The sequence below is a fragment of the Mixta gaviniae genome (genome assembly GCF_002953195.1).
Lineage (GTDB): Bacteria > Pseudomonadota > Gammaproteobacteria > Enterobacterales > Enterobacteriaceae > Mixta > Mixta gaviniae.
Genome location: NZ_CP026377.1, coordinates 2,384,857 through 2,397,904, shown reverse-complemented (window position 1 = coordinate 2,397,904; position 13,048 = coordinate 2,384,857). Strand labels below are relative to the sequence as shown.

The 13,048-nt window shown below is 58.8% G+C and carries 14 protein-coding genes; 6 read left to right on the top strand and 8 right to left on the bottom strand.

The features are described 5' to 3' along the window. The first annotated feature begins 520 nt into the window (after positions 1–520). Positions 521–1,420 (top strand): LysR family transcriptional regulator, encoded by a 900-nt coding sequence (locus C2E15_RS11125; RefSeq protein ID WP_104957423.1) that lies wholly within the window; start codon positions 521–523, stop codon positions 1,418–1,420. Here the strand turns inward: C2E15_RS11125 and C2E15_RS11120 are convergent. The 7 genes from C2E15_RS11120 to sapA form a co-directional block, all read right to left on the bottom strand. Next, positions 1,417–2,556, bottom strand: a complete 1,140-nt coding sequence (locus tag C2E15_RS11120) for a CMD domain-containing protein (protein ID WP_104957422.1) — start codon at positions 2,554–2,556, stop codon at positions 1,417–1,419. The two genes, C2E15_RS11125 and C2E15_RS11120, sit on opposite strands and share 4 nt — an antisense overlap. Positions 2,557–2,841: 285 nt before the next feature. After that, on the bottom strand, positions 2,842–3,630 hold the full coding sequence (gene fabI / locus C2E15_RS11115) for an enoyl-ACP reductase FabI (protein WP_104957421.1): 789 nt from the start codon (positions 3,628–3,630) through the stop codon (positions 2,842–2,844). Between the two features lie 160 nt (positions 3,631–3,790). Continuing rightward, on the bottom strand, positions 3,791–4,603 hold the full coding sequence (gene sapF, locus C2E15_RS11110; protein WP_104957420.1) for a putrescine export ABC transporter ATP-binding protein SapF: 813 nt from the start codon (positions 4,601–4,603) through the stop codon (positions 3,791–3,793). Then, positions 4,603–5,595 carry a putrescine export ABC transporter ATP-binding protein SapD gene (sapD, locus tag C2E15_RS11105; RefSeq protein WP_104957419.1) on the bottom strand — a complete coding sequence of 331 codons (993 nt, stop codon included), beginning with the start codon at positions 5,593–5,595 and terminating at the stop codon, positions 4,603–4,605. Before sapD ends, sapF begins: the two co-directional genes overlap by 1 nt. After that, positions 5,595–6,485 carry a putrescine export ABC transporter permease SapC gene (gene sapC / locus C2E15_RS11100; protein WP_104957418.1) on the bottom strand — a complete coding sequence of 297 codons (891 nt, stop codon included), beginning with the start codon at positions 6,483–6,485 and terminating at the stop codon, positions 5,595–5,597. The genes sapD and sapC overlap by 1 nt, the downstream gene beginning before the upstream one ends. Then, on the bottom strand, positions 6,472–7,437 hold the full coding sequence (gene sapB, locus C2E15_RS11095) for a putrescine export ABC transporter permease SapB (RefSeq protein WP_104957417.1): 966 nt from the start codon (positions 7,435–7,437) through the stop codon (positions 6,472–6,474). Before sapB ends, sapC begins: the two co-directional genes overlap by 14 nt. Next, a complete protein-coding gene (gene sapA, locus C2E15_RS11090) occupies positions 7,434–9,062 on the bottom strand; it encodes an ABC transporter substrate-binding protein SapA (RefSeq protein WP_104957416.1) in 1,629 nt (542 codons plus the stop codon). The genes sapB and sapA overlap by 4 nt, the downstream gene beginning before the upstream one ends. Before the next feature lie 384 nt (positions 9,063–9,446). Here sapA and uraH point away from each other — a divergent pair, with 384 nt between their 5' ends. Beyond that, positions 9,447–9,857, top strand: coding sequence for a hydroxyisourate hydrolase (uraH, locus tag C2E15_RS11085; RefSeq protein WP_104957415.1), 411 nt, complete (start codon positions 9,447–9,449; stop codon positions 9,855–9,857). Positions 9,858–10,123: 266 nt separating this feature from the next. On the opposite strand, the gene pspF is transcribed toward uraH, so the two are convergent. After that, the gene (gene pspF, locus C2E15_RS11080) at positions 10,124–11,131 is read right to left on the bottom strand and encodes a phage shock protein operon transcriptional activator (protein ID WP_104957414.1); all 1,008 of its coding nucleotides are present in this window, start codon (positions 11,129–11,131) and stop codon (positions 10,124–10,126) included. Between the two features lie 163 nt (positions 11,132–11,294). Here pspF and pspA point away from each other — a divergent pair, with 163 nt between their 5' ends. The 4 genes from pspA (at position 11,295) to pspD (ending at position 12,911) form a co-directional block, all read left to right on the top strand. Beyond that, the gene (gene pspA / locus C2E15_RS11075; protein ID WP_038625981.1) at positions 11,295–11,960 is read left to right on the top strand and encodes a phage shock protein PspA; all 666 of its coding nucleotides are present in this window, start codon (positions 11,295–11,297) and stop codon (positions 11,958–11,960) included. Positions 11,961–12,050: 90 nt separating this feature from the next. After that, the gene (pspB, locus tag C2E15_RS11070) at positions 12,051–12,278 is read left to right on the top strand and encodes an envelope stress response membrane protein PspB (protein WP_038625983.1); all 228 of its coding nucleotides are present in this window, start codon (positions 12,051–12,053) and stop codon (positions 12,276–12,278) included. Continuing rightward, positions 12,275–12,637: an envelope stress response membrane protein PspC gene (gene pspC, locus C2E15_RS11065; RefSeq protein WP_104957413.1), complete on the top strand. Its 363-nt coding sequence runs from the start codon at positions 12,275–12,277 to the stop codon at positions 12,635–12,637. Before pspB ends, pspC begins: the two co-directional genes overlap by 4 nt. Before the next feature lie 46 nt (positions 12,638–12,683). Further along, positions 12,684–12,911 (top strand): phage shock protein PspD, encoded by a 228-nt coding sequence (gene pspD / locus C2E15_RS11060; protein WP_104957412.1) that lies wholly within the window; start codon positions 12,684–12,686, stop codon positions 12,909–12,911. The last annotated feature ends 137 nt before the right edge of the window (positions 12,912–13,048 follow it).

Here is a 13,048-nt window from a genome sequence, read left to right as displayed (position 1 = left end):
AGCACGTTTTATCACTCTTATAGTGAACCCCTGCCGTTTACGAGGTTGAGAGAGGGATTAATGACTGCCGATCAATATTATCGCGTGTTCGCATTTCCATTATCTGGCTCAGTCGGTTTCCTGCGTTCGGCGTGGTGCCTGCGCACAGAAGGGAAAAGACAATAAACAGCATTCACTAAGCTGATGGGGAGAGGGGAGATCTTGTTTGAACTATCTGCTGCTCCTGTTTTGGCGTCAGGTAAGAAACAGGCAAGGCGAGGGTAACAGCGAGCGGTATAGCGATGGCGAAAGCGCGCTTTGTTAACACAAAGAGCGAAATCCCTCACCCGCGTTAGCACAACTTTTAGGAGGACATTGTTAGTGTGCTAAGATAATTCACCCATAAAGGCGCAACTAACCCCTTTGCTTGCCAGATAAACGCGCAGGAAGGCATGGTAAATTTTAAATTAGCACGCCTGCGAGCAGACGATTTTCAATCAGCATAACCGTATCTATCCTAACTCATTGAATTATAATAACTATGGATATCAAGCAACTTATTTATCTTTGCAACCTGGAGCGTGAGCGCCATTTTGGCCGCGCGGCGGAGGCGAGTTTCGTCAGCCAGCCGACGCTTTCCATGCGCCTGAAAAATCTGGAGCGTGAATTAGGCCTGTCGCTGATCAACCGCAGCAATAACTTTGATGGCTTTACTGCCGAAGGCGAAAGGGTGCTTGCCTGGGCACGCGAGATCGTGTCGGTTTATCAGGGGCTGAAGCTGGAAGTCGAATCGCTGAAGCATGGCGTGAACGGCACGCTGCGGATTGGCGTAGTGCCTCAGTGCAGCGTATCGCTGCCGCTGCTGCTGAAGATGGTCAGCGATCGTTATCCGCAGCTTGATTATCGCATCGCAGTACTCAGCGCCGATCAGCTGCTGGAGGCGCTTAACAGCCACACCGTGGATGTCGGCATCGGCTTTTTTGAGCTGGCGACGCTGCGTGAACTGCATTTTCAGGCGGAATCGCTCACCGATAATGGCGTCGAGCTGGTTTATCACCCCGACCATTTTCCCGATCTGGATGCCTACGACACGCTGCGCGTCATGGATATCGCTACGCTGCCGCTCTGCCTGGCGGAGCCGACCCGCTATTTCCGGCGCTATCTTGACGCCAGCTTTCGCGAAGCGGGCGTAACGCAGCGCGTGATCATGGAAAGCACCTCGATATTTCAGCTACTCCAGGGCGTGCAGGTGGGCCTCGGTTGCCTGATTGCGCCGGTAGGGCACCTGCTGCCTGAGATGAACCCGGCGCTACATCGCCGTCCGCTGGCGATCGCGCCGATGGCGCGTCACGCGGCGGTGGTGATTGCGGAACCGGGACGCGCCACGCCGCTGTCGCAGCATTTCTTTGATGAGGTGCGGCGCATCCTCAGCGAGGCTTAATGCTCGCCCAGCGCCTGCACTAGCCGGTTATTCCATCCCGCCAGCGCCACGTGCAGCACCAGCGCGAACAGCTGCTGTTGCGATACGCCCTGCGCCAGCAGCGGCTGCAAATGTGCGGCGCTAAGGCGATCCGGCGCGCGCGTCAGCTGAGCGGCGAACTGAATCAGCGCCTGCGCCAGCGGATCGCGGCGGCTGGCGTCCAGCGCGGCATCGATCCCCTGACGTAAAGCGTCCGCGTACGGGCCGTGATAGCCCTCAAGGCAGGGAGCGCTGCCGTTAATGCGCGCCGCCACCGCCTGCGCCAGCCGCTCCGTCTCGCTGGCAGGCGGCAATGTCATCTGCCAGCCACACCAGGCGTCCAGCGCCTGTTCATCCCAGGCAAGCAGCCAGATCATCTCTTTCAGCGCGCACTGTTTCTGCGCCACGTCAATCGCCGCCAGCTGTTGCGCGCTGGCATAGCGCCGCTCCAGCGGCGCCAGTCGCGGCCGCCAGGCGCGCTGAGCGGCGAAACGCTGCGCTTGTGCATCAATCATCTCATTCAGCCCCGGCAGCCAGCGTACCGGCAGGCCGAGCAGCGCCTGTACCCCTGCCGCCACACGCGCCTGACAGCTGACAAAGCCGATAATCTGGCAGATAGCGACGATATCGGGCGCGGTCAGCCCTACGTCGTCAAGCCGCTGGAGCGCGGCGGCGTCGATCACTGCCGGCTGGCTGGCGAGCTGGCGAGCGAACTGCGTCATCTGCGTCAGCCGGTTATTGCTTTCGCGCGAAGAATCGGGGCCGGGCAGCGGATTAAGCCGCGCGGCGTAGTGATTGCACAGGCGCTGTATATTATTCACCTGCGCCACCGTCAAGGCAGCAGCGAGCCGATCATAGAGCGTCAGTGTGTGGGTCAGCGTCGGCGTCACGTCGACAGGCAGCAGCCGCAGACTGAGCGCATGCCCCGCCTGCAGCGTATGACAAAAGTGATTAAACAGCGGGGCAAGGGCGGCATCGCCTTGTTGCTGCAGGCCGAGCAAAAAACGATCTTCCGCCTCTGCCGCTTCGGGGTAGAGCGGGGGCGCCTGTTCGGCTCGATAGCTGGCCTGAGTTTCATGATACCAGTGGCTGTTGCCGGAATAACGGCGTGGTTCCATGAGCGTTCCTTTCACAAGTGGGCAAACCCGGGGCGCTAAAGTCCAGCATAAAACGCCGCAAATTCGGGTCAGAATGGCAGGACTATCCTGCAACAAGCGAAAGGTGGCATCAAAGAATGTTCGGCGATAACAAATAGCGGAAAGCTATAACGTGAAAAGAGGAGGGAATCGCTGAGAGGGCAAGGCGAGAAAATAGCGGGTAGACAAAGGTAAAAAATAGCGGGTAGACAAAGCGGAAGAAGAGCGGGTGGGAAAGGGCGAGGCGGATGCCTCGCCCTGGGAACCTTATTTCAGTTCCAGTTCGTTCATGGCAGCGATGCTGAAACCACCGTCAACGTGAACCACTTCGCCGGTGATGCCGCCGGCCAGGTCGGAACAGAGGAAGGCCGCGGAGTTGCCCACGTCTTCGATGGTCACGGTGCGACGGATCGGCGTAACCGCTTCACAGTGCGCCAGCATTTTACGGAAGTCCTTGATGCCGGACGCCGCCAGGGTACGGATCGGACCCGCGGAAACGGCGTTAACACGCACGCCTTCCGGGCCCATCGCGTTCGCCATATAGCGCACGTTTGCTTCCAGAGAGGCTTTCGCCAGACCCATCACGTTGTAGTTCGGGATAGCGCGCTCTGCACCCAGGTAGGAAAGGGTCAGCAGTGCTGAGTTCGGGTTCAGCATTTCACGGCACTCTTTCGCCATTGCGACAAAGCTGTAGGCGCTGATGTCGTGCGCGATTTTGAAACCTTCGCGGGTGACGGCGTTCACATAGTCGCCATCCAGCTGGTCGCCCGGGGCGAAGCCGATAGAGTGAACGAAACCGTCAAATTTAGGCCAGGTTTTTGCCAGTTCAGTAAACAGCGCTGTGATGCTCTCATCTTCAGCAACGTCACATGGCAGAACGATATCGGAGCCCAGTTCTTTCGCGAACTCTTCAACGCGGCCTTTCAGTTTATCGTTCTGATAGGTGAAAGCCAGTTCCGCGCCCTGTTTGTGCATCGCCTGTGCAATACCGTAGGCGATGGAGAGTTTACTGGCAACGCCAGTAATCAGAATGCGCTTACCGGAAAGAAAACCCATAGCTGTAATCCTTATGGTCATTGTTGTTGGCGGCCGCAAAGCTCAAAAAATGCGCAGCCGCGTTAATCGACCCGGCGATTCTAGCACGAGTCTGGGGATAGCGTTAATCCGACCTGTCAGTTGGCTAAAAGCGCCGCAGCGCGCCTGCGGCGCAATCTGTTTAAAGCGGCGGGTCGCGGCGCCACGCGTCCGCCGTCAGCGCCTCACCGAAGTGGCTGGCGATCATACGGCGCGTCAGGTTATGCAGCGGCGCGGCTAATACATCGGCGGTGCCGCCGCGCTCCACCACTTCCCCCTGGCACATCACCAGCACCTGATCGCTGATGTGTTTCATCATGCCAAGGTGCTGGGTAACGAAAATATAGGAAAGCCCGTGCTTATCCTGCAGCTCCAGCAGCAGGTTAACCAGCTGCGAGCGCATCGACATATCGAGCGAGGCCATCGCCTCATCGGCGATAATCACCTTCGGCTGCAGGATCAGCGCGCGCGCCAGCCCGACGCGCTGTTTCTGGCCCGGTGCCAGCATATGCGGATAGTAGGCGGCGTGATCGGGCAGCAGGCCGACCTGACGCAGCGTGGCGTTAATGCGCTTCTCACGCGCCCGGGCGTCCAGATCGCTGTTCAGGCGCAGCGGAAAATCAAGAATGTGGCCGATACGCTGACGCGGATTCAGGGCGGTGGAAGGGTCCTGAAAAATCATGCGGATCAGCTTGCTGCGAAAACCATAGTCGCCGTAGCGCAGCGGGCTATCGTTAATGACGATTTCACCGGCGGTCGGCTCCACCATACCGCTGAGCATTTTCGCCAGCGTCGATTTGCCGGAGCCGTTTTCGCCGATGATCGCCAGCGTCTGCCGCTCGCGCAGCGTAAAACTGACATCTTTTACCGCCTCAACATGCTGACGGCGAAACAGGCCGGTACGATAGCGATAAGTTTTGCTGAGATTGCGCACTTCCAGCAGCGTCTCGACCATCAGGGTTTCTCCATATTCAGCGGAAAGTGGCAGGCGAACAGGTGGTTTTTCGCGCCGGCCAGACGCGGCGTTTCGATGCATTTCTTCTGCGCGTAGGGGCAGCGTGGCCCCAGGCGGCAACCGATCGGCAGATGCTCCAGCGATGGGATCGCGCCCGGCAGAGTATTCAGACGGCTTTTATGCGGCAGCGCGCTGCCGAAATCGGGCATGGCGCGGATCAGCGCCTGGGTATAGGGATGATGCGGCGTATTGATCAAATCGTTGCTGGCGGCGGTCTCTACCGTTTGTCCGCAGTAGAGAACATTGATGCGGTTGGCCCACTGGCTCATGGTGCGCAGATCGTGGCTAATCAGCAAAATCGTGGTGTTGTTATTCTGGTTGAGCCGGCTCAGCAGACGAAAAATTTGCGCCTGGGTGGTCGGCTCCATCGCGTTGGTCGGCTCATCGGCGATCAGCAGGCGCGGCTGGTTTGCCAGCGCGATGGCGATCATCACTTTCTGGCATTCCCCTTCGGTCAGTTCGTAGGGGTAGCTGCGCATAATATCTTTATGGTCTTTGATGCCGACGCGATGCAGCAGCTCGATCGCGCGCGCATGACGCCAGCGGAAGCGCCGATACCAGCGTCCCTTCCATGTCCAGCCAGGGATCGCCTGCTTAATCTGGCGGCCGACGCGCTCAGAAGGATCGAGGCAGGATTGCGGCTCCTGAAAAATCATCGAGACGTTATGGCCGATAATGCGGCGGCGTTCACGCGCCGACAGGCGCAGCAGGTCGATATCATCAAAGCGCATGCGGTCGGCGCTGACGCGCCAGTTATCCTTAGTGACACCGCAAATCGCTTTAGCGATCAGGCTTTTGCCCGATCCCGATTCGCCCACCAGCCCGCGAATTTCGCCTTCGCTCAGCGTCAGATTAACGCGGTCGACCGCCTTTACCGGGCCGTCGGCGGTCATAAATTCAATGGTCAGATTACGGATATCAAGTAACGGCATTATTCCACTCCCGCCACAATGGCGCGGCGAATTCCGTCGCCTAACAGGTTGATGATCAGGACGCTCAGCATAATGGCCGCGCCGGGCAGCATAACGGTCCAGGGCGCGACATAGATCAGCTCCAGCGCATCGCCAAGCATCGCGCCCCATTCAGGCGAGGGCAGCTGGGCGCCGAGATCGAGAAAGCCGAGCGCGGCAATATCCAGAATCGCCATCGACAGCGCGCGCGTAAACTCGCTCACCAGCAGCGGCAGAATATTGGGCAGGATGGCGTGCCAGAGAATGTTGCCGTTGGTGGCGCCATCAAGACGGGCGGCGACGATATAATCCTTCTCCAGCTCATCATGCACGGCGGTATAAATCGCGCGTACCAGACGCGGCAACAGCGCCAGCCAGACCGCCAGCAGCGCATGCTCCAGCCGCGGCCCCATAAAGGCGACCACCACAATCGCCAGCAGCAGCGACGGGATCGACAGCAGGGTATCAAGGATATGGTTCATCACCGCCGAACGCAGGCCGTGGGTGATCCCTGCCAGCACACCTAGCACCACTGCGCACAGCGCCGCCGCCAGCGTCACCAGCAAGGCGGAGCCGACAGTCGGCGTCGCGCCGCTGAGCAGGCGGCTCAGCACATCGCGGCCGAGGTCATCGGTGCCGAGAAAGAATGAAACATCGCCATAGCGCGACCATGAGGGCGGCAGCAGCTGATAGCCCAGAAACTGCTGATCGAGGCCATACGGCGCCAGCCAGCCGCCAAACAGGCAGAGCAACAGCAGCGCGATAAAGCCGTAAAAGCCCACCATAGCGCTGGTGTCATGGTAAAACAGGCGCCAGATATGGCGGAAGGGGCTGGGCAGGCGCTTCTCGGCGTAAATATTATCGGAGGGCATACCATTCCTTATGTTTCAACGGCGTCATCATCGCGCCCAGAATATCCGACAGTACGTTCACGACGATCACCAGACCGCCGACCACCATCACCCCGGCGGAAATCGCGGCGTAATCCTGCTGACGAATGGCGTTCACCAGCCAGCGGCCGAGGCCGGGCCAGCTGAACACCACCTCGGTGATCATCGCCAGCGTCAGCATGGTGGCGAACTGCAATCCCAGCCGCGGGATCACCGGCGGCAGCGCGTTATGCAGCACGTGACGGCGGATCACCGTAAAGCGCGACAGGCCGCGGGTGGCGGCCGCTTTAACGTAGTTGGCATCGATCACTTCGCTGGTGCTGTTGCGCAGTAAACGGATCACTTCGGTCGTCGGGCCAACCGCCAGCACGGTGACCGGCAGCACCATATGCAGGATAACGCTGACGATCATCTCTTTGCGCCAGGGCGACTCGCTGATCAGCGCGTCAATCAGGGCAAAGCCGGTGACCGGCTTCAGCTGATAGAGCAGATCGATACGGCCGCTCACCGGCAGCCAGCCGAGGTTAAGCGAGAAAAAGAGCGTCAGCAGCAGCGCCAGCCAGAACACCGGCATCGAAAAGCCGAGCAGGGCGAAGGCGCCAATAGCGCGATCCTGCCACTTATTGCGCATTACGCCGGCGATGATGCCCAGCGGAATGCCCAGCAACAGCGCCAGGCTGAACGCCAGAATGCAAAGTTCCAGCGTGGCGGGAAAGACCTCATGCAATTGCAGATTGATCGACTGGCCGTTGATGCTGGAGACGCCGAAATCGAGCTGCAGCACGCCGGTAAACCAGAACCACCAGGCATCCAGCAGCGAGGCGCCCTGCAGCGGCGCGTGCGGCGTGAAATAGCTCAGGCTGAAGGCCACCAGCGTTAACAGAAACAGCGTCACCAGCAGCAGCACCAGACGACGCAGCGTATAGATAATCACGGTTTCGACTCCTCGCCGTTATCACGGTGTACGCCGGCAAAGGACGCATTGCCAAACGGGCTTAACACCAGGCCTTTAATATCGTGTCGGTAAGCCTGCAGACGCAGGGAAGAGGCGAGCGGCAGCACCGGCAGCTCGCGCGCCAGGATCTGCTGTGCGCGGTCATAGCCTTCAATGCGCGCCGCCAGCTGCTGCGACAACAGCGCCTGATGCAGTTCGCCATCAAATTCAGTATTGCACCAGTGCGCGTAGTTAGTTTGAGAATTGATCGCCGCGCAGCTCAGCAGCGGCCGGAAAAAACTGTCCGGATCGTTGCTGTCGGTGGCCCAGCCGGTGAGGGTCAGATCGTGGTTCATCTCCATCAGCCGCGCCTCCTGAAAACGGCCCTCCACCGACACGATAGCCACGCGTACGCCAACCTGCGCCAGATCGGCCTGAATCAGCTCGGCAGTTTTCAGCGGGCTGGGGTTCCACGATTGCGAGGCCGACGGCACCCAGAGGGTCAGTTCAAGATTGTCCAGCCCCAGTTTTTTCAGCTGCTCGCGCGCTTTATCGGGATTATATTCGGTGATGCGTGCTTCGCTGTCATAGGCCCATGAGGCGCGCGGCAGCACTGACGCGGCGGTTTCTGCGGTGCCGTAGTAGATCGATTCCATCAACCGTTCATTATTGATTGCCAGCGCCAGCGCCTGGCGTACCTCGACGCGATCGAGCGGCGCTTTACGGGTATTGAACGCCAGATAGGCGATGTTCATGCCCGGACGTAGCGTCAGCCGCAGGCGCGGATCGTCGCGCAGGATGGTCAACTGGCTGGCGGCGGGATAGGCGAGGACATCGCATTCGCCGGTCAGCAGCTTAGAGAGCCTGCCGGTGCCGCCCGCGCCCATATCGATCACCACCTGCGGCATACGCGGCAGGCCTTTCCAGTAATCGGGATTACGCTCAAGCCGGACATACTGCCCGGCGCGATACTCATTCAGCATAAACGGCCCGGTGCCGACCGGCTGCCGATCCAGCTCCTCCTGACGATCGCGCGCCGCCAGGCGAGCGGCATACTCTGCCGACAGAACCGGTGCGTAATGGGTCGCCAGGTGCCAGAGAAAAGAGGCGTCTGGCCCGTTGAGGCGGATTTCGACGGTATCGTTGTCGAGTTTCTTAACGCTTTTTACCGCATCGGCATATTGCAGGCTGTCGAAATAGGGGTAATCGCCGCCGTTGATGTTATGCCACGGATGATGGCGATCAAAAATGCGCGCAAAGCTGAACACCACATCATCCGCATTCATGGCGCGAGTCGGAGTAAACCAGGCGGTTTTCTGAAACGGGACGTGGCGCCGCAGGTGGAAGCGGTAGGTGGCGCCGTTATCCAGCGTCTCCCAGCGTTCCGCCAGCTCCGGGATCAGCCGGTAGGTATAAGGGTCGACATCCAGCAGACGGTCGTAGAGCTGCGCGGAGAGGGTATCAACCACCAGGCCGCTGCTGGCCAGCTGCGGGTTAAAGGTATTCATGACGCCGCTGACGCAGTAGACAAAACCGCCGTTACGAATATCTGCTGGCGGCGCGGCATGCGCTGCCGCACCGAGCAGCGCAAGCCCTGACAACAGCCTGGAGAATAATTTCAGCATAGAAAGTTAACATTCAAGGGTAGACAGGCTGAGTGTATCGCACTCTGCAAGTTGACCCAAAATTTGCCGGGACGGCCGCTGTTTTTTCCACCGTTTCGCCGCAGCAGGGCAAAAGACGTCCCCATTCTTCTTGTGGAAATGAGAAAAATTCTCAACAAAGGGGTTTACAAATGATATTGAGAATGATTACTATTCCCCTGCGCTTCAACGGTGGCTCTACCGGAGAAGGCACGACATTGCTCACATTGCTTCCAGTATGACTTGCCCGCCGATGCGGGCTTTTTTTTATCCGTTTTCTGGGAAATTTCAGATCTGAACCGCCTTTCCTGATCTTTTCGCCGCCAGCGCTTAGGCTGTCAGTACGAAAACACCAAGGAGATATAAATGAAAATTCAAACGGTTTTATTACTGGCGGGAATGGGCGTTATGGGGCAGGCGGTTGCGGACGCGCCGCGCAATCCAATCAGCGTGCATGTTTTAAACACCCAGACCGGTAAACCTTCGCAGGGCGTCAGTGTCGATCTGGAACAGCAGCAGGGCAACAAATGGGTGCGTCTGGCGAGTAAAACAACCGACGCGGATGGCCGCATTCCGGCATTTTACCCTGAAGGCAAAACCTTTGCCGCCGGTGAATATCGCGTCACGTTCCATACCGGCGACTATTTCCATAGCCAGCAGAAAGAGACTTTCTTCCCGGATGTGCCGGTAAACTTCCAGGTGACCAATACCCAGGAGCATTACCATATTCCTCTGCTGCTGAGCCAGTATGGCTTTTCTACCTACCGCGGCAGCTGAGAACAGCGGGCCGGCGACCTGAACGCCGGCCATCCTGTCCCTGCTGTTGCCTGGGATCGCGAAAACGGCCATCTTATCTTGCGCTGTCTCCTCATATCGCCAACCCCGCTCTCTTATTCTCCGCGCCTTTTAGATCGCGAAAACGGCTGTCTTGTTCTCCGCTGACTCCCCATATCGCAAAACCCGCTCTCTTATTCTCTGCGCCTTTTAGATCGCGAAACCGGCTATTTTATCTTTTGCTTCTTTCTGAAAGGCGAGAACGGGCGTTATTCCGCCTGACGCGGGGTTATTTCATGCTTTTTCAACATCGCCCGCCACTGGTGATAGGTCACTCCGAGCAGCTCTGCCGCGCGGCGCTGATGATATCTCGCCTGATGCAGGCTCTTTTCTATTAGCGCTTTTTCCTGCTGCAGCTGCCAGCGGCGTAAATCAAGCGGCAGCGCGGGCAGGGTGTCAGCCGACGCATCCAGGCCGGACGGCGTGGCGGCGGCGGGCGGAAAACGGCGCGCAAAGGGGTTAATAATAATCTCATCCAGCTCGTCATCCGCCGTGGCGTGACGATACACTGAACGTTCCACCACATTCTTCAGCTCACGAATATTGCCCGGCCAGGCGTAATCCAGCAGCGTTTGCCGCGCCGCGTCGGAAAAACCCGGGAAGAGCGGCAGCCCCAGCTCACGGCACATCTGGATAGCGAAGTGATCGGCCAGCAGCAGGATGTCGCTGCGACGTTCACGCAGCGGCGGCAGCTGCACCACATCAAACGCCAGTCTGTCGAGCAGGTCGGCGCGAAATCTTCCTTCCTGCGCCAGCTGCGGCAGGTCGGCATGAGTCGCGCATACCAGCCTGACGTTCACCTGCAGCGACTGGTTACCGCCCACGCGCTCCAGTTGACCATATTCAATCACCCGCAGCAGCTTCTCCTGCACCAGCATTGGCGCGGTCGCCAGCTCATCCAGAAACAGCGTGCCGCCGTCGGCGCGCTCAAAGCGGCCCAGATGACGCTGCCGCGCGCCGGTAAAGGCGCCCGCTTCATGGCCGAACAGCTCTGAGTCGAGCAGGTTTTCATTCAGCGCCGCGCAGTTCAGCGAAATAAACGGCCCCTGCCAGCGGTCGGAAAGATAGTGCAGGCGGCTGGCGATCAGCTCTTTGCCGGTGCCGCGCTCGCCAATTACCAGTACCGGCTTGTTCAGCGGCGCCAGGCGGGAAACCTGTTCCAGCACCTCAAGAAAGTTATTGGCCTCGCCCAGCAGGTTTTCGTTGTTTTCGCTCATGGTGAATTTAACCAATAGTTAGTGATAAAAACCAATGTAGCGGGCGGGAGGAACGACGTCAATTTTGTAATCTTTTGATTATCAGCCATTTAAAAACTGGCACGCTTATTGAATAAGAGAAACTGAAAGCGACATTTAGCGCTAACCACTGGAGGAGTAAATTATGGGTATTTTTTCTCGTTTCGCCGACATCGTGAACGCCAACATCAACACGCTGCTGGACAAAGCAGAAGACCCGCAGAAAATGGTGCGCCTGATGATTCAGGAGATGGAGGACACGCTGGTTGAGGTGCGCTCTACTTCCGCCCGCGCGCTGGCTGAACGTAAGCAGCTGCTGCGCCGTATTGAGCAGGGCGAACTGCAGCAGAACGAATGGCAGGAAAAAGCCGAGCTGGCGCTGCGTAAAGATAAAGATGACCTGGCCCGCTCCGCGCTGATTGAAAAACAGAAGCTCACCGATCTGGTGGCGTCGCTGCAGCAGGAAGTCAGCCAGATTGATGAAACCCTGGCGCGCATGAAAGGCGAAATTGCCGAGCTGGAGAAAAAGCTGAGCGAAACCCGCGCTCGCCAGCAGGCGCTGACGCTGCGTCATCAGGCGGCTTCATCATCCCGCGATGTGCGCCGTCAGCTCGACAGTGGCAAAATCGATGACGCCATGGCGCGCTTCGAATCCTTTGAGCGCCGTATCGATCATATGGAAGCGGAAGCGGAAAGCCATCGTTTCGGTAAAAGCAAAACGCTGGATCAGCAGTTCGCCGAACTGAAAGCGGACGATGCCATCAGCGAGCAGCTGGCGGCGCTGAAAGCGAAAATGAACCGCAGCGAATAAGGAAAGCACGCCCTGTCTGCGAATTGCAGGGCGCTGCCGCGTTGTTTTAGCCATTGCGCCCGTGAGGGGCGACACCTTCAAGGAGAGAGAATGAGCGCACTATTTCTTGCCATACCCCTGACGATTTTTGTGCTGTTCGTGGCGCCGGTCTGGTTATGGCTGCACTACAGCAATCGTCAAAACGGCGCTGCCAGCCTGTCATCAGGCGATATGCAGCGTCTGCAACAGCTGACCCAGGACGCCAGGCGTATGCGCGAGCGTATCCAGGCGCTGGAAGAGATCCTTGATGCGGAACATCCGGAGTGGAGACAGCCATGAATAAAAGCCGATTCAGCGGGAAAAAGCTGTGGCGTATTCCGCAGCAGGGCAAAATTAAAGGCGTATGCGCCGGGATTGCCCACTACCTTGATGTTCCGGTGACGCTGGTTCGCGTCATCGTCGTGCTGTCGATGCTGTTTGGTTTGTTTATGTTTACCCTGGCGGCCTACATCATCCTCAGCTACGCACTGGATCCGATGCCGGCGCACGCTGAGGATCAGGCCGCGGCGCCGCGCGCCGATGAGCTGCTGGACGCGCTAAGCGATGAGATGTCGCGGAATGAAACCCAGCTGCGCCATCTGGAGCGCTACGTCACTTCAGAGACCTTCAGCGTACGCAGCCGTTTTCGTCAGCTTTAATCAGGCGGCGTCGGGGCGACCCGGGCAGCCTGCCGTAAGGAGAGATATGTCGAATTTTCGTCAGCGCGCCATCCGCGCGACGCCGGTACTGAAACGCGCCGGCAAGCAGTTGTTGATTCATGGCCTGATGCTGGCGCCTGCCGGCATCAGCGGCTGGGCGGTAAAAGCGGTGGCGCGCAAGCCGCTGCGCCTGTTGATCGCCTTCGCGCTGGAGCCGCTGCTGAAAAAAGCCGCCAGCCGTCTGGCTTCCCGCCTGCGTTCCCCGGCGCGCTGATCGCGCGCCCGGCTCCGGCACCGCCTGCAGAACCGTGCAGGCGCGCCGTCGGCTATCCGTTTTTTCCCCGCATACGATACACTAAGGGTCGATCTGCCGGGACGCCTGTCGCGCGTCCGGCGCTATAAATGCAGCAA